The organism is Burkholderia sp. BCC0097 (genome assembly GCF_902832985.1).
GTDB lineage: Bacteria > Pseudomonadota > Gammaproteobacteria > Burkholderiales > Burkholderiaceae > Burkholderia > Burkholderia orbicola.
Window position 1 is genome coordinate 1 of the sequence record NZ_CADFDM010000021.1, and the last position, 21,431, is coordinate 21,431.

The 21,431-nt window shown below is 63.6% G+C and carries 21 protein-coding genes, 2 tRNA genes and 2 pseudogenes; 8 read left to right on the forward strand and 17 right to left on the reverse strand.

The window, feature by feature from the left end; genetic code table 11:
* Positions 1 to 671, reverse strand: a 671-nt coding sequence (locus HWX07_RS36215) for a hypothetical protein (RefSeq protein WP_175879447.1), incomplete at its 3' end; no start/stop codon positions are given.
* Positions 672 to 1,023: 352 nt separating this feature from the next.
* Between HWX07_RS36215 and HWX07_RS36220 the strand changes: the two genes are divergently transcribed.
* On the forward strand, positions 1,024 to 1,986 hold the full coding sequence (locus tag HWX07_RS36220; protein WP_175879448.1) for a hypothetical protein: 963 nt from the start codon (positions 1,024 to 1,026) through the stop codon (positions 1,984 to 1,986).
* 152 nt (positions 1,987 to 2,138) lie between these two features.
* Here HWX07_RS36220 and HWX07_RS36225 read toward each other — a convergent pair.
* Both HWX07_RS36225 and HWX07_RS36230 read right to left on the reverse strand, forming a co-directional pair.
* A tRNA-Arg gene (locus HWX07_RS36225) sits at positions 2,139 to 2,215 on the reverse strand.
* Positions 2,216 to 2,405: 190 nt separating this feature from the next.
* On the reverse strand, positions 2,406 to 3,236 hold the full coding sequence (locus tag HWX07_RS36230) for an undecaprenyl-diphosphate phosphatase (RefSeq protein WP_011545102.1): 831 nt from the start codon (positions 3,234 to 3,236) through the stop codon (positions 2,406 to 2,408).
* 479 nt (positions 3,237 to 3,715) lie between these two features.
* Between HWX07_RS36230 and HWX07_RS36235 the strand changes: the two genes are divergently transcribed.
* The 5 genes from HWX07_RS36235 (at position 3,716) to HWX07_RS36255 (ending at position 9,230) form a co-directional block, all read left to right on the forward strand.
* Positions 3,716 to 4,627: an aldose epimerase gene (locus HWX07_RS36235; protein ID WP_054927584.1), complete on the forward strand. Its 912-nt coding sequence runs from the start codon at positions 3,716 to 3,718 to the stop codon at positions 4,625 to 4,627.
* Positions 4,628 to 4,758: 131 nt separating this feature from the next.
* Positions 4,759 to 5,460, forward strand: coding sequence for a peptidoglycan DD-metalloendopeptidase family protein (locus HWX07_RS36240; protein ID WP_012328258.1), 702 nt, complete (start codon positions 4,759 to 4,761; stop codon positions 5,458 to 5,460).
* Positions 5,461 to 5,827: 367 nt separating this feature from the next.
* Positions 5,828 to 7,447 carry an acyl-CoA synthetase gene (locus tag HWX07_RS36245; protein ID WP_175879449.1) on the forward strand — a complete coding sequence of 540 codons (1,620 nt, stop codon included), beginning with the start codon at positions 5,828 to 5,830 and terminating at the stop codon, positions 7,445 to 7,447.
* A gap of 72 nt (positions 7,448 to 7,519) precedes the next feature.
* A complete protein-coding gene (locus HWX07_RS36250) occupies positions 7,520 to 7,840 on the forward strand; it encodes a DUF2288 domain-containing protein (protein ID WP_012328256.1) in 321 nt (106 codons plus the stop codon).
* A gap of 10 nt (positions 7,841 to 7,850) precedes the next feature.
* Complete coding sequence (locus tag HWX07_RS36255) at positions 7,851 to 9,230, forward strand: MATE family efflux transporter (protein WP_175879450.1); 1,380 nt, start codon at positions 7,851 to 7,853, stop codon at positions 9,228 to 9,230.
* 25 nt (positions 9,231 to 9,255) lie between these two features.
* Here HWX07_RS36255 and HWX07_RS36260 read toward each other — a convergent pair whose 3' ends face one another.
* Complete coding sequence (locus HWX07_RS36260; protein ID WP_012328254.1) at positions 9,256 to 9,432, reverse strand: hypothetical protein; 177 nt, start codon at positions 9,430 to 9,432, stop codon at positions 9,256 to 9,258.
* Positions 9,433 to 9,568: 136 nt separating this feature from the next.
* On the opposite strand from HWX07_RS36260, the gene HWX07_RS36265 reads away from it, so the two are divergent.
* Complete coding sequence (locus HWX07_RS36265; RefSeq protein ID WP_006476323.1) at positions 9,569 to 9,739, forward strand: hypothetical protein; 171 nt, start codon at positions 9,569 to 9,571, stop codon at positions 9,737 to 9,739.
* 204 nt (positions 9,740 to 9,943) lie between these two features.
* On the opposite strand, the gene HWX07_RS36270 is transcribed toward HWX07_RS36265, so the two are convergent.
* Positions 9,944 to 10,750 carry a GNAT family N-acyltransferase gene (locus tag HWX07_RS36270; protein WP_012328253.1) on the reverse strand — a complete coding sequence of 269 codons (807 nt, stop codon included), beginning with the start codon at positions 10,748 to 10,750 and terminating at the stop codon, positions 9,944 to 9,946.
* Between the two features lie 170 nt (positions 10,751 to 10,920).
* Positions 10,921 to 11,382 (reverse strand): phosphohistidine phosphatase SixA, encoded by a 462-nt coding sequence (gene sixA / locus HWX07_RS36280; RefSeq protein WP_175807627.1) that lies wholly within the window; start codon positions 11,380 to 11,382, stop codon positions 10,921 to 10,923.
* A 160-nt stretch (positions 11,383 to 11,542) separates the two neighbouring features.
* Here sixA and HWX07_RS36285 point away from each other — a divergent pair.
* Positions 11,543 to 11,619, forward strand: a tRNA-Pro gene (locus HWX07_RS36285).
* Positions 11,620 to 12,188: 569 nt separating this feature from the next.
* Here HWX07_RS36285 and HWX07_RS36290 read toward each other — a convergent pair.
* The 11 genes and pseudogenes from HWX07_RS36290 to HWX07_RS36335 all read right to left on the reverse strand — a co-directional run.
* Complete coding sequence (locus HWX07_RS36290) at positions 12,189 to 14,006, reverse strand: PAS domain-containing sensor histidine kinase (RefSeq protein WP_175879451.1); 1,818 nt, start codon at positions 14,004 to 14,006, stop codon at positions 12,189 to 12,191.
* 631 nt (positions 14,007 to 14,637) lie between these two features.
* Positions 14,638 to 15,321, reverse strand: a complete 684-nt coding sequence (locus HWX07_RS36295; RefSeq protein ID WP_175879452.1) for a M17 family peptidase N-terminal domain-containing protein — start codon at positions 15,319 to 15,321, stop codon at positions 14,638 to 14,640.
* 221 nt (positions 15,322 to 15,542) lie between these two features.
* A complete protein-coding gene (locus HWX07_RS36300; protein ID WP_175879453.1) occupies positions 15,543 to 15,920 on the reverse strand; it encodes a BON domain-containing protein in 378 nt (125 codons plus the stop codon).
* A gap of 133 nt (positions 15,921 to 16,053) precedes the next feature.
* Positions 16,054 to 16,815 carry an isochorismatase family protein gene (locus tag HWX07_RS36305; RefSeq protein ID WP_175879454.1) on the reverse strand — a complete coding sequence of 254 codons (762 nt, stop codon included), beginning with the start codon at positions 16,813 to 16,815 and terminating at the stop codon, positions 16,054 to 16,056.
* A 214-nt stretch (positions 16,816 to 17,029) separates the two neighbouring features.
* The gene (locus HWX07_RS37125) at positions 17,030 to 17,317 is read right to left on the reverse strand and encodes a DUF3331 domain-containing protein (RefSeq protein WP_244130075.1); all 288 of its coding nucleotides are present in this window, start codon (positions 17,315 to 17,317) and stop codon (positions 17,030 to 17,032) included.
* Positions 17,303 to 17,518: pseudogene (locus HWX07_RS37130) on the reverse strand (DUF3331 domain-containing protein); the annotation flags it as partial. The pseudogene HWX07_RS37130 and the gene HWX07_RS37125, both read right to left, overlap by 15 nt.
* 80 nt (positions 17,519 to 17,598) lie before the next feature.
* Positions 17,599 to 19,062 carry an alginate export family protein gene (locus HWX07_RS36315; protein ID WP_175879456.1) on the reverse strand — a complete coding sequence of 488 codons (1,464 nt, stop codon included), beginning with the start codon at positions 19,060 to 19,062 and terminating at the stop codon, positions 17,599 to 17,601.
* Positions 19,063 to 19,158: 96 nt separating this feature from the next.
* Complete coding sequence (locus tag HWX07_RS36320; protein ID WP_175879457.1) at positions 19,159 to 19,845, reverse strand: YoaK family protein; 687 nt, start codon at positions 19,843 to 19,845, stop codon at positions 19,159 to 19,161.
* Entirely contained in the window at positions 19,842 to 20,756 is a 915-nt protein-coding gene (locus tag HWX07_RS36325) for a glyoxalase (protein ID WP_175879458.1), read from the reverse strand. Before HWX07_RS36325 ends, HWX07_RS36320 begins: the two co-directional genes overlap by 4 nt.
* Before the next feature lie 26 nt (positions 20,757 to 20,782).
* Complete coding sequence (locus tag HWX07_RS36330; RefSeq protein ID WP_175879459.1) at positions 20,783 to 21,235, reverse strand: DoxX family protein; 453 nt, start codon at positions 21,233 to 21,235, stop codon at positions 20,783 to 20,785.
* A gap of 1 nt (position 21,236) precedes the next feature.
* Positions 21,237 to 21,431, reverse strand: a pseudogene (locus HWX07_RS36335) (amidohydrolase); the annotation flags it as partial.

Sequence of the window (21,431 nt, forward strand, 5' to 3'; positions counted from 1 at the left end):
AGTTTGCTATCCTGTTCGGCGAGCGATTCACGCAGGCGCGTGGATAACCTGTTGTTCAACCGCCTCGCCCACAAAAATGCGGACAGGTTCTGCGGCTCGACCGGGGGTAGGCGGAAATGCACTCCGTTGCCGAACTTCAATTGATCGCGGTGCGCTCTCAACTGGTCACTATCGGACTCGAACAGCGTGAACCTGAACGCATGCCTTACATCGGCCTTATGTGCGTTCGTCGTAATGTTAAGCACCGCCTCGTACTCGCCAGCCGCCCAAAAGAACTTGGCATCGAACAGTGTGAGCAACGGTTGCACAATCGCTGGGTCTGCCTCGACGTCCGGATGATCCTTCGGCAATCCGGCGCGCTTTGCCAGAATGTTGTCCTTCATCGCCTTGGAGGCTGTGCTGAACGCTTGTCTTGCCTCGCGTGGCTCTCTGCGGACAAAGTGCACTGCGTGACTCCATTCCTCGCGTGGCTGGAGGCGAAACGGAGTCAACAGCATCGGCTTCTGGTCGGACATCTTCTCGAAGTATCCGCGTGCAACGAGTTCTACGTGGTCCTGCCCGCGAGCGATTGTCAGGGCGATCTTCTGGATTCGAACTTCCCGTCCCCCAGCGTTGGTCACCGAGAGATGCCACTGGGCGAGGGGCGAACCGACTTCCTCGTCCAGCGCCATAGTGTCGAAGCACTCAACGTCTAGCTTTGCGCGCTTGAACCAAAGACGAACCGGGGGCAGTTGCGTAAGCAATAGGCGATGAACGCCACCGCGAATTGCCAAGATCTGATGTCGCTGTAGAAGTGTTGATCGCTCACGGCTATCCTTTCTGAGAGAATTTACCGATTCAAGCGTGAATCATACCTCTCGTGCGATCAACAGAAAGGCCCGTGCAAAAATCTCTATCGAATTTCGGCCCGGAAGTTTACGAAAGATGCACCCATCAGCTGCCGCGTTCGCCGAAATTCGATAGATTCGAACACGCATGACCCTCGGAAATCGCATCGACTAACAACATTACGGGGCAAGCACAGTGAGCGAGACGAATAGCAACGAAAGCGCTGCGACAGCCGAAAGCGACTGTACGTCACCGACAGTTCCGGTCATCGAGAACGTTCGCCAAGCCGTACTAGGCCGCTCGGAGCGTGACGAGCAAGAGATCATCGAATACTTCGAATGGCAATCGAATAAGACCAACGACCATGAACCGATCCGAGTCCGTCATCTTGAAAAGATCAAAACCGAAGTCGTCTTTGGGCGAAAGCACGTTGTATGGGATGTCCATGCGACAGACGGTCGTTGGTGGGTAATCACCAATCCAACCAATCTTTACTCACAGGCGGAGTTTCCAAGCCTCGACTACCTAATTTCGTTTCATGTCGGGCTAATGGCCCGTATCGCCGCCCGCGACCAACGCAAAGCCGGAACATCGAACCAAAGCCGATTCGCCGCAGCGTGGCGGCGCTGGAAGCAAGCGGCAGCAGCCACGGACCACGCGTCAGAAGCAGAAGACTTTCAAGCCATCGGAATGAAATGCCGAGAGTGTCTGCTGGCATTCATACGGACGGCCCCCGAGTACGTCGAGCTACCGGACGGCGTGGCGATTCCAAAGCGAAGCAACTTCACGGAATGGGCTGAATTGATTGCCGACTGGGCGGCCCCAGGCGCGCACTCAAAAGACATCCGAGCGCACCTAAAGCAGGTATCGGGTTCCGCTTGGCAACTCGCGAATTGGCTAACACACACATCCAACGCGTTAGCAATCGACGCAGGATTGACCTTGGATGCAACGCATCATGTTCTAGAGGTCTTCTCTGCCGCCGTCATCCGGAAGGAATCCGCCCGCCCGGATAGGTGCCCCCAGTGCGCGTCATACCAATTGACGAGTTTCTACGTCCCGGAGCTTGAGACGGAAACAGACCCACCCTACGTGACAGTTTGCCAAGCATGCGGGTGGGAATCAGTGCCGCCGCCCGAAGAAGACATTAGCGAATAAGCACCGCCTCAACGCTGCCGTTCTGCTCGACGCCTCTACGCGGGGCGCGGGAAGGTAGAATTCATTCACACTCCATTCACACTGAACAGCGAATGGAGTCGACTTAACCGCAGTCGCTCACGTGGATAAGTGCTTGAATAAGCGAAGAATTCTGGCCCGCCCTACACGATTCGAACGTGTGACCTACGGCTTAGAAGGCCGTTGCTCTATCCAACTGAGCTAAGGGCGGTCGGGGAGAAAAGACACGGCCTGACGCGGACCGCATTCGGCATCGGGGTTTTGAATCACGAAGCGGCAGCGACAACGCCCACCGCCCCACACCCACCCAAAGCCCCGAAACAAAACGGGCCCGACACAAAGCCGAGCCCGAAATTATACCCGATCATCGCGCCAGATCACGCGAGATCGGCGCCGCCGCATCAAACCGGCTGCGGATGCAGCATGAACCAGCCGAGACAGAACACGCCGGCGATCACGCAATACACGCCGAACGACGCGAGCCGGCCGCGCCCTTCGAAATAGCGCATCAGGAACCGCACGCTCAGGTACGCGGCGATCGCCGTCAGCACGCCGCCGAGCAGCGCATCCGCGAGCTGGTCGCGCGCATGGAACAGCTTCGGCAGTTCGAGCACGCCCGCGGCAAAGATGATCGGCGTGCCGAGCAGAAAGGAGAATTCCGCCGCCTTTTCCGCCGTCAGCCCGGCCACATTGCCGGCAATCATCGTCAGCCCGCTGCGCGAGAAGCCCGGAATCAGCGCGCCGATCTGCGCGAGGCCCACGAAGAACGCCTGCTTGAACGTCATCTTCTCGGGCGCCTGATGCGCGCGGCTGCGCTGGATGCGATCGCCGAGCCACAGCAACACGCCGTTGACGATCAGCGCGATCGCGACGATCCGCAGATCGTGAAACACGCGCTCGATGCGCTTTTCCAGCAGCAGCCCGACGATGCCGGTCGGGATCGTGCCGATGATCAGCGCCCACATCAGGTGGCCGTCGTCGTTCTTTCGACCGCCGAGCTGCGCGAAGAAACCGCCGATCAGCGCGATCCAGCGCGCACGGAAGTACCAAAGCAGCGCCAGCGCGGTGCCGAGGTGAAGCGCGACGAGGAACGGCAGCAGTTGCGGCGCGTGCTTGTCGATGTGCATGCCGAACAGCGCCGGCACGAGCAGCGTATGGCCAAGGCTGCTGACGGGGAAGAGTTCGGTGACGCCCTGCAGGACGCTCAGGAATACCAGAAACCAGAGGCTCACGCGTCGGTCCTTTTAGTGAAGATTAAGCGGGAAGGAAGGCGGACGACGCGATGCGCGTCCTGGAAAACGCGCCCCGATTATGCCGAGCCCGGATTACTGCGCCAAGGCATTTGGCAGGATATTGCGGCGATGCACACAAACGCTTGCAATTTGTAAGCACTCAGAAAGCAAAAAGCCCGCCATTTGCATGGCGGGCCTGTCGACTTCGGCAGAAATTGCCGTCAGCGGCCGAGCTGATAGAAAAATAATACCGTGCTGCCGGTGAACATGCCGAACAGTGCGATTCCCATTGCCATTGCCAGATCCATGGCCCCCTCCACGAAGTGTCATGACCCGGCAACATCACCGGTTTAGAGGCATTATCCCGACCATTGACAGTGTTAAAAACTCGCAATTTCCCGAGAAGGGTTTTCCCCGACCGGCCGCGGCCCGATAATGGAACGCCCGTTGCTCCCGTCACCCGCCCAACCCGATTCGCCATGCCGATCTTCCAGCAACACGACATTCACGAACTTCACGCCGGCCCGTCGCTCGTCCGGGTCGCCCCGCAATTCGGCGGCCGCCTGCTGTCCTGGCACGTCGATGGCGAACCGGTGATCTTCTGGCCGGAAACCGCCGACTGGAGCAACCTCGCCCGCGTGCGCGGCGGCAATCCGCTGCTGTTCCCGTTCCTCGGCCGCCACCGCGTCGACGGTGAGATCGGCCGCTGGCGCGACGCCGCCGGCGTGGTCCGCGACCTGCCGATGCACGGCTTCGCGCGCGATCTGCCGTTCGATGCGCACCCGTCGGCCGACGGCGCCGCGCTGTCGATGACGCTCGACGCGAACGACGCGCTGCGGGCGAGCTACCCGTTCGATTTCCGGTTCGAAACCACGTACCGGCTGGCCGACGCGCATACGCTCGACGTCGCGCTGACGACGACCAATCGCGGCGACACGCCGCTGCCCTACTACGCCGGCCACCACTTCTACTTCGCGCTGCCGCACGGCGAGCGGGCCGACACCCTCCTCGAGTTGCCGCCGACCCGCCGTTGCCACCAGCGCGCGGACGGCTCGATCAGCCCGCCCGAACCGGGTGAAGCCCGCTACCGCCTCGACGATCCGGACATCCTCGACCGCTTCCACTGCCTCGACGGCACGCCGTCCACGCCGGTGCGCATCGTGATGCCGGGCCGCCGCCGCACGATCGAGATCGCGCTGGACGTGCCGGGCTCGATCCCGTGGTACGCGGTCACCACCTGGACCGAAAAACCGGATTCGGATTTCTATTGCGTCGAGCCGTGGCTCGGCCTGCCCGATGCGATCCACAACGGCCTCGGGCTGCGCATGCTCGCGCCGGGCGCGACCGAAACCGCCACGCTGCGAATCCGCGTGATCCCGCTCGCCGGCTGATTCGACCCGCACCGACGCGGGGCGCGACAGCCGCGCCAGCGCCCGAAACTGCGGTGCGCGGGTCGAACCCGTTAAAATCGGACGTTTTGTGTTGCCTGCCGCGTCACGGCGGCAGGGTCTTGCGAGGTTCAATGTTCGGAACAACAACGAAGCGACTCTTCGCAGCCGCCTGCGCCGCGCTGCTCGTCGCGTGCGGCTCCGCGCCCGTCGGCCCCGGGTTCTATCGCGTCGAGCGTGGCGACACGCTCTACAAGATCGCGCGCGAGAACCGCACGTCGGTACAGAGCATCGTGCGCTGGAACCAGATGACGAACCCCGATGCGATCGAAGTCGGCCAGGTGCTGCGCGTCGCGCCGCCGCCCGGCACGACCACCGCATCGACGCCGTCGACCACCGGCACCGGCAGCGCCGGCCGTGCACGCCCGGCGCCTTCCGCCCCGGTCGAATCGGCCGTGAAACCGGCCACGAGCATTGCGCTGATCTGGCCGGCGGCCGGCAACGTGGTGCGCACGTTCGACGGCTCGAAATCGAAGGGCATCGACATCGCGAATTCGCCGGGCACGCCGGTGGTCGCGGCCGCGCCGGGCGTCGTGGTCTATGCCGGTAACGGGCTGCGCGGCTACGGCAACCTGATCATCCTGAAGCACAACGCCGATTACCTGACGGCCTACGCACACAACCGCGCGCTGCTGGTGAAGGAAGGCCAGTCGGTCACGCAAGGGCAATCGATCGCCGAGATGGGCAACAGCGACAGCGATCGTGTCGCACTGCATTTCGAGCTGCGCTATGGCGGCCGCTCGATCGATCCGTCACGCTACCTGCCGGCGCGCTGAGCGCACGACGGACGACACGCGATGCCGGCGCGCATCGCGTGCCGTCGCGGCGAAAACGGAACACATCAAGTCAGCGCTTGCGCAGACGTCCGGTGAAACGGCCGGACAACGGATCGACGTGACGAGCAAACGCCACCAGCACCCCGATTCCGATCAGGCTGAACCCCGCAGCTATCAGAAGCAAATCCATGGTCACACCACTGTTTTGTCTTGATCTTATGCGTCATTGTGGAATCGTGCACTGAGCCTCGCCTATTGGACGAGTCCGAACATTCCCTATCAGCAAACACCATTGTGGATTCGTCCGCGTGAAATCCTGATGTACGCCGTTCACCCGATGCCACGCTGACACCCAGGAGACCATGCGATGCTGCCTGCCGCCGACCGCTACGACCCGCTCCTCTCCCGCTTCCGCTGGGACATTCCGGCGCGCTACAACATCGGCGTGGACGTGTGCGACAAGTGGGCCGACGGCAGCGGACGCGTCGCGCTGATCCACGAAACGGCGCAAGGCGACGTTTCCCGCCTCACGTTCGACGACCTGAAGAATGCTTCTAACCGGCTCGCGAACAGCTTTGCGCGTGCCGGCCTGCGGCGCGGCGACCGGATCGGCATCTTTCTCGCGCAAGGCCCCGAAACGGCCATCGCACACCTGGCCGCGTACAAGTTCGGCGCGATCGCGGTACCGCTCTTCACGCTGTTCGGCGTCGATGCGCTCGAGTACCGGCTCGAGAACAGCGAGGCGGCCGCGCTCGTCACCGACGCGGCCGGTTACGCGAAGATCGCGCCGCTGCGCGCGCAACTGCCGGCGCTGCATACCGTCTACTGCATCGGCAACGATGCGCCCGACGTGCCCGGCGCGCTGCACTACGACGCGGCGCTCGCCGCCGAGGCGCCCGATTTCGTGCCGGTGGATACGGCCGCCGACGATCCGGCGCTGATCATCTACACGTCCGGCACGACGGGCAAACCGAAGGGCGCACTGCACGCGCATCGCGTGCTGCTCGGCCACCTGCCGGGCGTCGAGATGTCGCAGCACTGCTTCCCGCGCGACGCGCGCCTGTTCTGGACGCCCGCCGACTGGGCATGGATCGGCGGGTTGCTCGACGTGCTGCTGCCGTCATGGCATCACGGCGTGCCGGTGCTCGCGCACCGCTTCGAGAAATTCGACGGCGACGCGGCGTTCGCGCTGATGGCGCGGCACGGCGTCACCCACGCCTTTCTGCCGCCCACCGCGCTGAAGCTGATGCGCGCCGTCGTGGCGCCGCGCGAACGCTACACGCTGGCGCTGAAATCGGTCGCGAGCGGCGGCGAATCGCTCGGCACCGAACTGACGGCATGGGGCCGCGATGCGCTCGGCGTGACGATCAACGAGTTCTACGGGCAAACCGAATGCAACATGGTGCTGTCGTCGTGCGCGGCGCTGTTCGATGCGCGGCCCGGCGCGATCGGCAAGGCGGTGCCCGGTCATGCGGTCGCGATCGTCGATGCGCACGGCACGCCGCTGCCGCCCGGCGTCGAAGGCCGCATCGCGGTACGCCGCCCCGATCCGGTGATGTTTCTCGAATACTGGCGCAACCCCGACGCGACGCGCGACAAGTTCGCGGGCGACTACCTGCTCACCGGCGATACGGGCACGATCGACGCCGACGGTTTCGTGCGCTTCGTCGGCCGCGACGACGACGTGATCACGAGCGCCGGTTACCGGATCGGCCCCGGCCCGATCGAGGACTGCCTGCTCACGCATCCGGCGGTGCGGATGGCCGCCGTCGTCGGCGTGCCCGACGCGACGCGCACCGAGATCGTCAAGGCGTTCGTCGTGCTGAACCCCGGCCACGTCGGCGACGCCGCGCTCGTCAGCGCGCTGCAGGCACATGTGCGCACGAGGCTCGCCGCCCACGAGTACCCGCGCGCGATCGCGTTCGTCGACAGCCTGCCGATGACCGCGACCGGCAAGATCGTCCGGCGCGCGCTGCGCGACGCGTGAGCGCCCCGCTGCCGCTCGGCCCGCCCGGCCGGATGGTTTATAGTGGCGCCACGCAGTCTTTCCAAGAAACCGATGTCCTCTGATCAACACGCCGCGGGCGCGTCGCACAGCCCGCTCTACGCCAAACTCCTCGGCGAAACCGCCAAGATCGACTGGTGCGATCTCGAACGCTTCTTCGCGCAGGGCAAGCTGCTGTCGATCGCGCGCGACCTCGATCTCGTCAGCGTCGCGGAAGCGGTTGCCAGCGACGATGCCGAACAGGTCACGCGCTGGCTGTCGTCCGGCCTCGTCGCGCGCATGCCGGCCGAAACCGCCGCCGACTACGCGGCGCGCAATCCGGAGCTGTGGGCGGTCGTCGTCTCGCCGTGGGTCTGCGTGCAGGAACGCGCCTGACGCATCCGTCATGTCCGAATCCGCCTTACCGCTCGGGGCCGGCAGCGCGTCGGCCGCCGTCACGCATCGGCGCGTCCTCGCGCTCGCCTTCCCGATCGTCCTTGCGAACCTGACCCAGCCGATCCTCGGCGCCGTCGACACGGCCGTCGCCGGCCACCTCGACGGGACGCAATATCTCGGCGGCGTCGCGCTCGGCGGGCTGTTCTTCAATTTCGTGTTCTGGGGCTTCGGCTTCCTGCGGATGGGGACGACCGGCCTCGTCGCGCAGGCACATGGCGCCGGCGACGCCCCCGGAATCCGCCTGAACCTGCTGCGCGCGCTAATCGTCGCGTTCGCGCTCGGCGCCGCGGTGCTGGCGCTGCAGGTGCCGCTGCTGTCGTTCGCGCTGTCCGTGCTCGGCGGCAGCGATGCCGTCCGCGCGACGGCGCTCGCATACAGCCACGCACGGATCTGGAGCGCACCGTTCGCGCTCGCGAACTACGTGGTGCTCGGCTACCTGCTGGGCGTACAGCGCGTCCGGCTCGCACTCGTCGCGCAGGTGTTCATCAACGCGGTGAACATCGGCGCCGTGCTGCTCTACGTGTACGGCTTCGGCTGGGGCATCGCCGGCATCGGCGCCGCCACCGCCACCGCGGACGCGTGCGGTTTCGCGCTCGGCGCGTGGATGCTGTGGCGGCTGCGGCCGCGCGGCCTTGCACCGCTCGCGGTACGCGCACTTGCCGACCGCGTCGCGCTCAAGCGGCTGATCGTGCTCAATCGCGACATCTTCCTGCGCACGCTGTGCCTGCTCGGCGCGTTCGGCTGGTTCGCGCATCTCGGCGCGAAACAAGGCGACGCGACGCTCGCCGCGAATGCGCTACTGCTCAATTTCCAGACCTTCATGGCGTATGGCCTCGATGGCTTCGCGCATGCGGCGGAGGCGCTCGTCGGCGCGGCAGCTGGCGCGCGCGATCGCCGCGCCTTCCGGCAAGCCGTGCGCGTCACGCTGTTCTGGTCGGTACTCGGCGCGCTGCTGTTCGCGCTCGTCTACTGGGCAGCCGGCGGCTGGATCGTCGCGCGCCTGACCGATCAGGCCGAGATCCGCGCCGTCGCGCTGCGCTACCTGCCGTGGGCGGCGATCTCGCCGATCGTATCGGTCTGGGGCTTCCTGCTCGACGGCGTGTTCATCGGCGCCACGCAAACGCAATCGCTGATGCGCGCGATGGTCGTGTCGTTGTCGATCTTCGTCGTGGCCACGCTCGCTGCCGTCGGCACGTTCGGCAATCACGGCCTCTGGTTCGCGCTGCTGCTGTTCATGGCCGTACGTGGCGCGACGCTCGCGCGTTACCTGCCGGCGCTGTGGCGGCGCGTTGGCGCCGAATCGCAGGCCGCGCCCGCGGCCCGCGCGTGACTACGGGCCCGGCCGACCGTTACTGCTACTGCACGGGTTTCGGCGGCGGCGCGTCGAGCATCGACGGCGGCGTCATGTCGGTCGGCACGCCGTGATAGTCGGCCGGATCTTCCGGCGGGTGACCGCGGCGCGCCTGACGAGGATCGCTGCTGCAGGCGGCAAGAAGGGATGCGGCCAGCACGGCCAGCATGAAACGGGTCATCAGGTTGGGCTCCGGAAAACGGCGCGCCCATCGCACGCCGGGACCGCGCCGAGTCTAGCGGAAATCCGGCTTCGGGGTTGCGCCGCGCATGTCCTACTATGTACGCATGGCGCTGTGCCGTTGAAAGGAGGCTGCCATGTCGTCTGAGGAAATTGCGGGCCTGATCGGCCTGTTCATCGGTCTGATGGTGCTGGTCGCACTGTCGTACTTCGAGTCGCGCGAATACAAGCGCAGCCACGAAGGCGAAGGGATGATCCACCACTGGATGGCGGAACACCACCTGCTCGACTGGCGGCGCAAGCACTGAGCGCGCCGCTGTCGGCCGGCCCTCCCACGGGCCGTCGCGGACGTGCCGCGTCGCGGCACGGTGATAGCTGCGTATCGCTGAAATTATCAGGGCCCGATACGCACACATGGACCGGATGCACGAACGCCGTCGCGCGGCAGCTACCGTGCGACGGCGTTCGTTTGCGTGCGCCCCGCCTCGGAGGCGCGACGCGACTCGGACCGCTTAGCCGAGGAAGTGGCGGGCGTAGCGCGCGTTGATATCCGACAGACGGAACAGCGTCAGGAAATCCGCGCAGTTGAAGTCGGGATCCCAGGCCGGGGCGCCGCAAATCTTCGCGCCGAGACGCAGATAACCCTTGATCAGCGGCGGCGGCGCGACGACGGTGCCCGTCTGCAGTTCATCGACCGGCAGGGCCGTGTGCGGGAACGCGCGATACTCGGGCGCTGTCAGCGAGCCCGCCGACAGCGACTGGTACAGGTTCGCCGCGTAGTGGCCGCCGTCGGCCATCGACACGCTCGCGCAACCGAGCATCGTCTCGTAGCCGTTCTGCATCATGTACGCGCCCAGACCGCCCCACAGTGCCATGATGACGGCGCCGCTGCGGTAGTCGCTGTGCACGCACGAGCGGCCGACCTCGACCATCTTGCCGCGCAGGTGCGTGAGACGCGACAGGTCGAATTCGCCTTCGGCGTACAGGCGGCCGACACGCGCCGCCTGGTGCGGCGGCAGCACGCGGTACGTACCGACGACTTTCAGCGTGTCGAGATCGCGGACCAGGAGGTGGTCGCAATACACGTCGAACGGATCGACATCGAGACCGGACGGGCCGCTGACCTGCGCGCCCATCTCTTCGGCGAACACGCTGTAGCGCAGGCGCTGGGCTTCACGCAATTCGTCTTCCGTACGCGCCCATGCGGCGCGCAGGCGATACTCCGATGTGACGGTTTCACTGGCGCGCGGCAGGTGGCGTCGCGACGTGTCGAGGGGCAGCGAGGCAAAAGGGAGCGTAGGCGTCGGCAGTTCTCGCATTAGGCTTTCCTGATCGTAAGGAATAGGACGACATGCCCGCCAATGTAGTAACCGGCCGTGACCGTTATGTGGCACGACCGTGTCCTTTCAATGACGTGTCGCCGAATTGACTTTAGCAGAAAGCTTGCGAAACCGTACGATCAATCCCTTCAAACCAATTCAGGCGGGCTTTACACCAGTTCGGGCGTCAAAACCGCCCGCAATACGGCCTGCCGGCTCCCGTCGCGCGTGCGGCTCGCCAACCACACGATTCCGCCCTTCTTGACGCTCCAGCTGTCGTCACCTCCGGCGACCAGCTGCGCGGCGACGCTGCCGAGCGTCGGCTGATGGCCGACGATCACGACCGTCGGTGCGATGCCGTCCGGCCAACCGGCCGCCGCCAGCACGTCGTCGACACTGCCGCCCGGCGCGAGGGCGTCGACGGTCCGGTACTGGTCGGTCAGCGCCTCGACGGTCTGCACGGTGCGCGCCGCCGGGCTCGCGAGAATCACGGTATTCGTCTCGAGCCGGCCGCGCAGCCATTTGGCCATCGCCTGCGCGTCCTTGCGGCCACGCACGGTCAGCTGGCGCGCGAGATCGCTCGTCGCATAGTCTTCGGCTTCGGCGTGGCGCCACAGGATCAGGTTCATCACGATGTTCTCCTTGCTTCGGCGAGCGCCCGCGCGCGCATGCGTGGGGGCGGCCGATCATCCTGTGAATTGTCGCAAATCGCGGACCGCTCGCCGCCGCGGCATTTACCCGCATATCGTGATTGACCGATGCGGTCATTCGACGTTATTATCTTTGGCTCGTCGGAGCGTAGCGCAGCCTGGTAGCGCATCTGATTTGGGATCAGAGGGTCGTAGGTTCGAATCCTATCGCTCCGACCAAAGGAATCAAGGGGTTACATGCCAAAAGCGTGTAACCCCTTTTTCTTTCGTCGGTTCATGTAACCCGATCCAGCCCAAGTCAATCTACATCGATCTGTCCCGGCTGCTGAAGTTCACGCAGATCTGCCCCGCCGGCGGCCGCAATTTTCATCCGAATTTGACCCACGTGATTGAATGCCCGCTCGATCTTTGACGAATGGGCCGTCCGGTTAACGGGCTGGTTGCTGGCGGACAGTCATCGCCGAAGCGTGACCGGCGCACAGCCAGGTTCATGTTCGAGACAATCCGCGGTGAGGGCTACACCCGCCGGGCTCGACAACGGCGTCGCCGGCTTCGCAAACCCGCTGACGCTGCCGGTTCCGCCACCCGCGGCTACACACGTTGAAGCGTCGAACGTCGTGCGCAGGTCGAAGCCCCCATGTCGCCCGCAAGAAGCGCACTCGGCGCCAGTTCTCGAACTGGCAGACGTATAAGCCGTCGCAGTTCCCGGAAGCGGGACGACTTGGACGAGCACCGGGTGGTGAAATCCGAGGGCACGGAGTGTGACCGGTTCTTGCAGGGTTGTGCGGTCAAGACTCGGTGATCGCCAAGAGCGCATTACTTGGCAATGTCAAAATAAAGGTGCAGCCTTTTCCTGCTCGGCTGCGCAGTTCGATGGTGCCCCCATGTCGCTGGGCGACCGTCTTGACGAACGCCAGTCCAAGCCCGACACCCGGAGGACAGGAAGGAAATCCGCCTCGCAAACGCCGGAACGGCTCGAATAAACCCTGCTGCGCTTCAACCGAAATGCCGGGTCCCGAGTCGGACACCGCGATCGCATACCCTTGCTCGACACCGTACAGCCGCACGGTCACCACGCTCCCCTTGGGACTGAACTTGATAGCATTGCTCATGAGGTTCGAAATCGCACGTGTCAGCAGGAACGGCTCCACCTGGGCGACGCAAACTGCGTCACCCACGTTCGCTTCGAGTACGATACTCCGCGCTTGAGCTTGCGCCCACATTTCGTCCACGGCATTGAGCACGACATCGTCGATATGCGTTTCCACAAGCGACCACATCGGCTTTTCGGCACGCGCCAACTGCACGAAGTCGTCCGCCAACGCGAGCGTCCGGCGCGCATATCCTGCAACGCGATCAAGCATATCGTTCACTGTCCTACCGTGCCCCGCGGCGTGCTCAAGTTCGATCAACGCGAGGATTGAAGACTGGGGCGAGCGCATATCGTGAGAAAGGAAGTGCAGCCACTCCTCTCGCCGCTGTTCCGTCAAACGAGATTTCGTAATGTCGAGCACAAACCCGACTGTTCGCTTGGCAATTCCGTTTTCATACTGTAGATAAGCAGCCGATCGAAGCCATCGAATCTCTCCATCGGCACGGACGATACGGTACTCGACCGCATCGTCTCCCTCGGTTGCGAATCGCGTCACCTCAACGGCCTTATCGACGTCGTCGTGATGAATCACGAGCCGGAGCTGGCCGAGTGAGCGAATGGGAAGACTCGGACAACGTCCCATGGTGCGATACCAGTTCTCATCGCACTGCAGCGTGTCTGAAACAATGTCGTAATCCCAGACCCCCAAGCCTCCGACCCGGGCCGCAATCGCCAGGCGCTCTTCGTTATGGCGAAGCAACTCGTGCGCGACGCGCTCGCGCGTGACGTCTCTTGAAACGCAGAGAATGGCTGTGGTTGTGCCGTCGGTGCCCAATATCGGCGTCAGCATATTGTCCCAATACTGCGCATCTTTCCCCGGAATGACGCTTCGCCCCGAAAACCGGCTAAAGACGCCTCGTCTCGCGGTATCGAGCGCCGCGTTTCCGTCATCCCAAACATCCTCGGGTAGCAACGGCAGCCACGGCATACCGAGCTCGGCCCCTTCGTCAACACCCAACGCGCGGCACCCTGCACGGTTCATGTACAGCAAGTCTCCGCGTGGCCCGATTAGCTTGATGCAATCTACGCTGACATTCAGCATATCGACTTGAATCGATACCCGCCTCTTCAGATCAGCTTCTTTCGACTTCAATTCGTGAATATCCGTGCACGTGCAAAGCCAACAGTCATGCACTCTATGAAGATTGACGATGAACCACCGCCCCTCGCCGCGAGGGTCATCCAGACGGCACTCAATCGCCACATGATCCTGATCGAGCCGTGTAGCTTGAAGTTTGGCAAGAACATCGCTCCGGTCCGCGGCATGCACCAGTTCTATCCATTGGAACGATCGCGACGTCGCGACGCGTCCCCCGTCATAGACTCGCCACGCATCGTTGATGCCCACCACCTCGCCAACCCGATTGAAATAGCATGCCGGTGTTTGAAGGGCATTGATCAGGCCGTCGGCCTGAAATCCATCGTCGCTTCCTGAACGAGTACGTTGTGTCACGACACATCGACAACTCGGCGTCACGCCTGAAGGACAGCTACCATCTGGATTGCACATGTGCGTCTCGGCCTAAGCGTGTTTGGTAGCAGAAATCGACATCGGCAGCGCCTCGTTAGCGCGAACTTACAATGCCAAGTACGCTACGAAGTATCAATAGGTAGTGACCTGTGCCCTTTCGCCGCCCGATTTCCAGCGGCGCTCCTGTGTGGCGGGAGCCGCAGGGAATCCCGCCACACGCGCACGGGAAATCACGGCTGGAACGAACACAAGGACAAGCACGCAGAGCATCGATCAGCAGAGCGAAATCAACGATCGGGGCACGTTCCCGGAGACCGGTGGTCCGCCGAAGTGGAGGTGACCCAAAGTACCGTGCTTTGTCCTCGATCGCGTCATCGACAAATACCGCATTCGATCGGGCACGCTCCGACCGGTATCGCTGGCACATGCTTCGCAGAGCCAATCCAACGACACTCGCCGAACGGGACACGAGATGGCCGACCGGTTTCGTCACACAAGTCACGCCGCGAGGTCGAAGTCGCGCAATCCAGGCTTGCCGCGGCAAACGCGCGTGACGAATGAGCGCGAGAATTCGAGACCGCGAATGATGGGCCTGCAAGATGCTCACGGAATATCATGAGCGCGGATCGGAGTTCCCGTCGCTTGCCTGGCGTCGGCGCTCCAGCCCGAAGGCGCGGCGCGCGAATCCCGCGTCCCGAGTTTTCGCGGCCATAAGCGCGTTTCGGAAATGCTCCACCGCTCCGTCGAAGCGTGGTGCCCCGACATCGAAAACCCAACGGCGCAGTGAGGGCAACGCGGCGAGACCCAGTTCCGCGAGCCGGTACTGTGTGTCGATCACGGTCAATACAGCGTTCACCATGGCTTCCGGCATGCCCTGGGTAGCAGGAGTCGTCAGGCCGCCGTCGAGGACGCTGGGTGCAAAGGCCGCACTTTTGCTCCCATGCTGAATCGCCGTCCGAGCGGCGGTGGCAGCAGCATCCGCCGTTGTTTCAATCGTCCAGCTCGCGGGATCACCGAGCCCGACCAGCAGTAACGCAGCCGCTGCTATGCCCTCCGGCGGGCGGCTGATCAACAGCGTCTCCATCGGCGCAGCCGAAAAAAAACCCTCGCGCCGCAAGCCGGTGAGCGCGCCCGACAAGGTGACGTCGAGATGGCGTAAGCCGCCCGTCGGACCGCCCCCGGCCTCGTACGTAAACATGCAACCACAGGAGAGATCAACCTGCGCGCCAACGCCGTCCCATGCGTCGACCTCGAAGGACACGTCCCGCCAACTACCAATGATTTGTCCAAGAACCATATCGTCTCCCCACTAAGGTCAGACCGCGTATTTGACGACCGTTGCCGCGAAGCTTCGCCGGGTCATCGCCCGAAGGACCGCCTCGTCTACATCAACCGAGCGATTCCAGTCAGTGACAAACAGCGGGTTCGACACCCCTGCGATTCCCTCCGATATCGCCGGTAAACCTCTGGGCGACCCGGACGGGTTTGGATGAACCTGAAGGAGCCGCTCGCCCTCCATTACTGGCCGTTTTCATGCACGGTCAACCGGTTGCTGATCTTCATTACCCCCGGAACGGACTCAGCCGCCTTCTCGGCCGCATCGATTTGCGCAGCGTCGGGGACCGTGCCGGTGAGCGTAACCTCACCGGGTTTGACCAGCACTCCGATATGCGTTTGATTGAGCCCGGGCGTACGTGAGAATGCATGCCGCACGTCCTTCGCAAGTTTCCGGCTCCGGGCTCGAGCAGCTTTCCGAGCATTACCAGCAGACGACACTGCTTGCACACCCGACGCGGTTTGCGTGGCGCTATCGACTTGTGTCGTTTGCGCAAGCGCAGACGTCCCGACAAAGACGAGCGCTACGGCAAACGCGAGGACTGAAATTCGATTCATCATGGTTACCCTCATTTGAATACCAATACTCCACATGCCTTCAACCATCAACCACATAAAACCAGCAAAACGACATTCTTTGAATTATTAATCATCCGAATTCAATCAGGTTTATCCGCGAATTGATCGATCGACGTTACTTGACGATCGAAAATGGATCCGGAACGGTGTGCAGGTTCGCGTTATTCCAGTAATTTTGCAGAACGAACCCATACTCGGGAAGGTTGTCAATGAATGGCGCCAGCATGTCGTTCGCGCTTGGAAGTTTCCAATCGGCCTGCAGTTCGCAAGCGAGCGAAAATGTCGTAACCAGTTCCGCTCCTGAATTGCTCATGCGCGACATCGCAGCTTCAGCCTCGTATTTGTTCCATGCTCCGCACGCATCTACGACCGGAAATACCTTGTAGCCATCCTGCAGCATCGAAAGGGTAGGAAACGTACAACAAGTCCCGATAGTTACGCCGGAGATAATTATGTGCCGGCGCCCAGTTCGACCAACAAGCTCCTCCAGCGCGCCTCGAAACGTCGCATCTTCGTAGCAGTTGATGATGCCGGTACGGCGATAAATGGGTTGGTCACTGAAAATCTCTTTGATCTCCGGGAGCGTGTCACCGTTCTGCCACTGCGCGTTAGAAGATGAAATCAACACAGGAATTTGCAGTGCTTTTGCGGTACGAGCGAGGCCGACCACATTGCTTCGGTACTCGGAAAGAGAAGCAAAGTCCCTGACACCAGCCATGAGTCCGATCTGATGGTCGATGAGAAGCACAATCGAATTTTCGGGCGTTGGCTTGTCATAGACTGCACGCCCTGCACGCGCCGCCTCTTCGGCCGTGACAACAGGTGGGAGGATGCGATTATCGACAGGGCTGACGACATCTTCCGTTCTGATGTTCATGCTGCTCTCCTACTCCAAAAATGACACGACGATAATTCGCCACCTCTGCAGGCGGCGAATGCAAGTGGCACTCTGATACCTGCCGCTTCCGCACGAGGCGCGTTTCCGCAACTAGCTGCTCAAGCAAGCACTCGACTCCTCAGACAATCGGACCGAGATCATCCTGTCATTCTCGATATCCACCCAACCCGCTCATCATTCGTGTGTCGGCACTTTATTTCGGCATCCTCAACACGTTGGCCAATATCATGGCCCTTGCATTTGACGGAACCGGGCGTCCGGTTGGCTTGTAAACCTCGTAGCCAGGAACAATATTCCTTCCGGAAAGCGCGCAAACTCCGGGACACGACGCTCGCGCCAAACGCCAAGTCTGCTCCCCATAGTGAGCCCGTCCTGGTTCAACCCACCGCACCAGCAACATGGAGCCCGAACACTCCAATATCTGCACTCGGGGACGTATCATCGATCGATAGACCGAATCGAGAGCGGAGGCGAGAATCATTCTTGCGTGCGCCGACTGGCCTTTCGGGCTGAACACTGGCTCACCGCATATGATCTTCGTCCCGGAAAAGGCGCATCGTCCCGAACGAAGAGCACGACCCGGTGTCCATATTTGCTCCTCGTCATCGACCTGCCCGTGCTTACGCCAGCGCAAGAGCAACACGTCGTCCGAGTACTTCAGTATCTGCACCAATCCGCTCATTTGCCGTCATCCGCTCCGGGCTTACGCGACGCGTTCCCCGCCTCGCGAGATCACTGCTCCCGATGGGTCGCGCACCCGGCCTACCAGCCGTATTTCAGCTCGACGCCGGCGTAGTCGGCGTTGTGCCCGCCCGCCTGCCGGATCGCGTCGCCCACCTGGAAATGCACGGCCTCGATCGCGCCGATCAGGTTCGCGGCGATCGTCCAGTCCGCGCGCAACTGCACATACATGCCCGTCCACAGCCCGCCCTTGCCTGCTGTGCCCGGCACCGCGACGTTGGCCTGCTGATAGACGGCGTCGCCTGTCGTCTCGCGCCACTGGAAACCCAGCGCGCCGAGCAGCGACAGGTTCGTCGACGGCTTGAGCGTCACCGACGGCTTCACGTGAATCATGTTCGAGTAGCCCGTGTAGCCGGCCAACGTGAAGTAGTAACCGTTCGGAAACAGCGCGTTGAAAGTGCCGACGCGGCCGTCGTGCGGATGGCGATCACCGGACGCCGCATCGACCTGCAGCGCGACGCGTGGCGACCACGGCGCATCGAGCTTGTAGCCGGCGATCGAGCCAACGGCCCATGCGCCGATCGTGGCGTTGCCGACCGTGCCGGTCTGCAGCATCGTTTCGAGATCCCAGTCGAAGCGTCCGTGCGTGCCCGTGTAGCGAACGTCCCATACGTCGCGACGCTCGCGGCCGCTCGCATCAAGGAAGCGCGCGTTGCTGCGGTTGTAGCGCGACCAGTAGCCGGACAAGTCGCCCGGCCCGACCGACTGCCGCTCGAAGCGCACGCCGCTGAACGTGAGGTCGCGATTCGACACGTCGTCGAACGTGGACATGGAGCGATTCTGCACCGGTTGTGTCGCGTAACCGATGAACCGCCATTTCTGGTATTCGTAGGCCGCCCAGACCGCATCGAACGCCAACCGCACGTTCGGGCCGTCGCGCGTGGCGATGAAGCGCTGCAGGTCGAACGCCATCTCCTGCCGACCGACGCGGAACTTGAACGTGCCGCCGCCGAGCGCACCCGTGTAGGTCGCGAACGCCTGTTCGAGATCGAGCGGGTTCTTGTCCACCGCCGTGATCGTGTTCTTGCCGAACGCGCGATCGTCCTGCAACTGCACGAAGAACTGCCAGTGCTGGCCGAGATGCGCATCAGCATGTACCTCGACGCGCTGAATCAAGTACGTATCCGATTGCGCGGAGCCGATGCCGAACAGCGGCGCGTCGTTGGTCTCCAGCCGCTCGCGCAAGTTCACGCCGAGCGACAGATAGGACGACGGATCGTTGCCGAGCGGAATGTATTTCAACCCGTCGAGCGGCGCGTGCGGCACGCACGGATTCGCGAGCACCGACCAGTCTTCCTGCCAGCGGTTGAACAGCACGACCGGCCGCTTCGCGGTGCATGTGCCGCCGCCAGCCATCGTGTCCGACGTGGTGGCCGCTGCATCGGCCGCGCGACTCGCGCCCGCTCCCGTCATCAACGTCCCGGCAACGATAGACACGCTCGCGACCCTCCCGATTCGTCGGCTGCGCATCGTGATGGACATCATGTTCTTCCTCTCCATTGCGGGCTCACGTCGTATTGTCATCTTGTACGGCACGCCGAATGCCAGCGGCATGCACCTCCCTTCGAACCGGGGTACCCGCTAGGCGGCGGTCTGCGCCTCGCCGCCTGCCCTCGCTGCGAGCCACGCGAGTGCGGCCGACGGCACGAGCAGCGCGAGAAACCCGACGTATCGAAACCCGAGCGCGCCGCCCGCCGCGCCGAGCGCGAACGCGACGATCGCCGGTAGCATCTTCGCGAAGCGCGCACGCGCGGTGGCGCGCACACTGTCCGCCGTGCCGGGCGACAGGATGTCGACGGCATCCAGGATCGCCTGCGTGACGTTGCCGGTCATCACCGTATTCGGCACGCCGCCCGCGCGGGCGATCACGCGCGGATGCGCGTTCTGCACGCCCATCGCGAACGTGCCGACGATGCCGGCCACGAGCGCCGCCAGGCTGTCCGGCTGCGTGACGGGCGTCGCCCACACGCCGGCCGCACAGAAGCCGAGCAACAGCACGGCCTGCACCGTGTGCAGCACTCGCGTGCCCTGCCAGGCCGGTCGCGCGGCCATCGACCGCGCGATCAGGCTGCTCGCGATCACGCCGCACACGAACGCCGGAAACACGCTGAGCTTCAGCACGACACCCTGGCCGAAGCCCGCGATGCCCGCGCCGATCAGCACGAAGTTGCCGGTCACGTGCGCGGTGAACAGCCCGAACAGCGCGACGAAGCTCAGCGTGTCGACGAAGCCGGCCACCGCGGCAAGGATCGTGTCCTCGTGCTTCATCGCGCCGCGCTCGCGTGGATCTCGGCGACGTAGCCGCCCGGAAACTGCACGAGCGCCGCATCGCGGCCGTCCGACTTGAACGGTGGGACGAGCACCGTCACGCCCGCGGCTTCGGCCTGCTTCAGCGTCGCGGCGAGATCGGCCACTTCGTAGCCGGTCATCTCGCGTCCGAACGGGTAAGGCAGATGGCCGTCGGTCACGAGCACGGTCATCTTGCCGAAGCCCGATTCGATGCGAATCCGGCGGTACGTATCGTCCGGCCGGCCGATTTCGATACCGGGCGCCTTCAGATTGTCGGACACCACCTTGCCCTTCGAGAACTTGACGAAGTCGTGCACGAACTTGCGCACGCTTTGCGGCGACACGTACACGCGATTCTCGGGGACAGTCTGCAGCGCGTCGTAGTGCGGCGCCTGCGTGTGCCAGTACAGCTGCATGTTCACGCCGCCCGCCCACGTAATGATCGCGTCGCGGCCGATCGGATCGGGGAACGTGTCGACGATCACGTCGGCACCGTGCTCGCGCGCCGACTTCACGGCGACGTCCATGTCGGTCACGAGATAACCGGTACGCTCCGCGCAGAACGGATACGGGATCGGCGTCTTGAAGCCGAACACCGAGATCGTGCCGACCGGCGTGAGCACCAGTTGCGACATCGTCTGGCTCGGCGTGGGCGTGACCTGGAACACGCCCTGCTTCGACTTCTTGCCCCCGAACGTCGCGACGAAGCTATCGGTGAAGCGGTCGAAGTCTTCGGGGGCAACGCACACGTGCGTCGTGTCGTACTGCGGACCGACCGCCACCGTCGGCACCGCCCCGGGCGGCGCCGGCGGTTTCGCGAACGTCACGGGGGCGACGGCGAGGCCGCCCGCGAGCATCGCGGCGAGCAACACGGAACGAACAGATTTCATCACAGGATTTCCTGGTTGTTGCATCGTCATCGAATGGAACGGCCATCATCGGCCGATTGCCGCGCATCGTCGAGCATGGTCGCGAGCACGAGTGCCGCGATCAGCCCGAGATGCTCGAAAAAGCTGTTGAGCGCCATGAAGTATTCGGCACCCGAACGGTTCCAGAAATCGTTCGCCACGACCATCGCGACGAGCGTCAGCATGCCGAGGCTGCCGGCGCCGAGCCACGTGAAGCGGCGAAACACCACGCACAGCGAGCCCGTGATCTCGACCGCGATCGCGAGCGCGGCCCACAGCGCGGCCGGCTGCAGGCCGAAATGCGCCTGCTCCGCGACCGCGCCCTGGAAATCGAGCGCCTTCGCGACGCCGCCGAGCAGATAGGCGGACACCAGCGCGAGGCGCGAGAGCGGCGGGACCCACGGCTGCGACAGCAGCACGCGGACCCACGCGGGGGTGCCGTAGACGGGGCGCGTCGTCATGTCAGACCGCCCAGCACGAACAGCCGAAGGCGCCCCAGAAGCCCTTCGCGTCGGACGTCGGCAACGTGCGGCCCCACGCGCTCGCGTGCGCATGCTGGTGAACGTCGCATTCGTTCGCGCAGGCGCACATCGCGGCGGCCGCCGCGCGCTGCAGCGGCGCGCCGTTGCGCTGCGTCGCGCCCCAGCCGCCATAGCC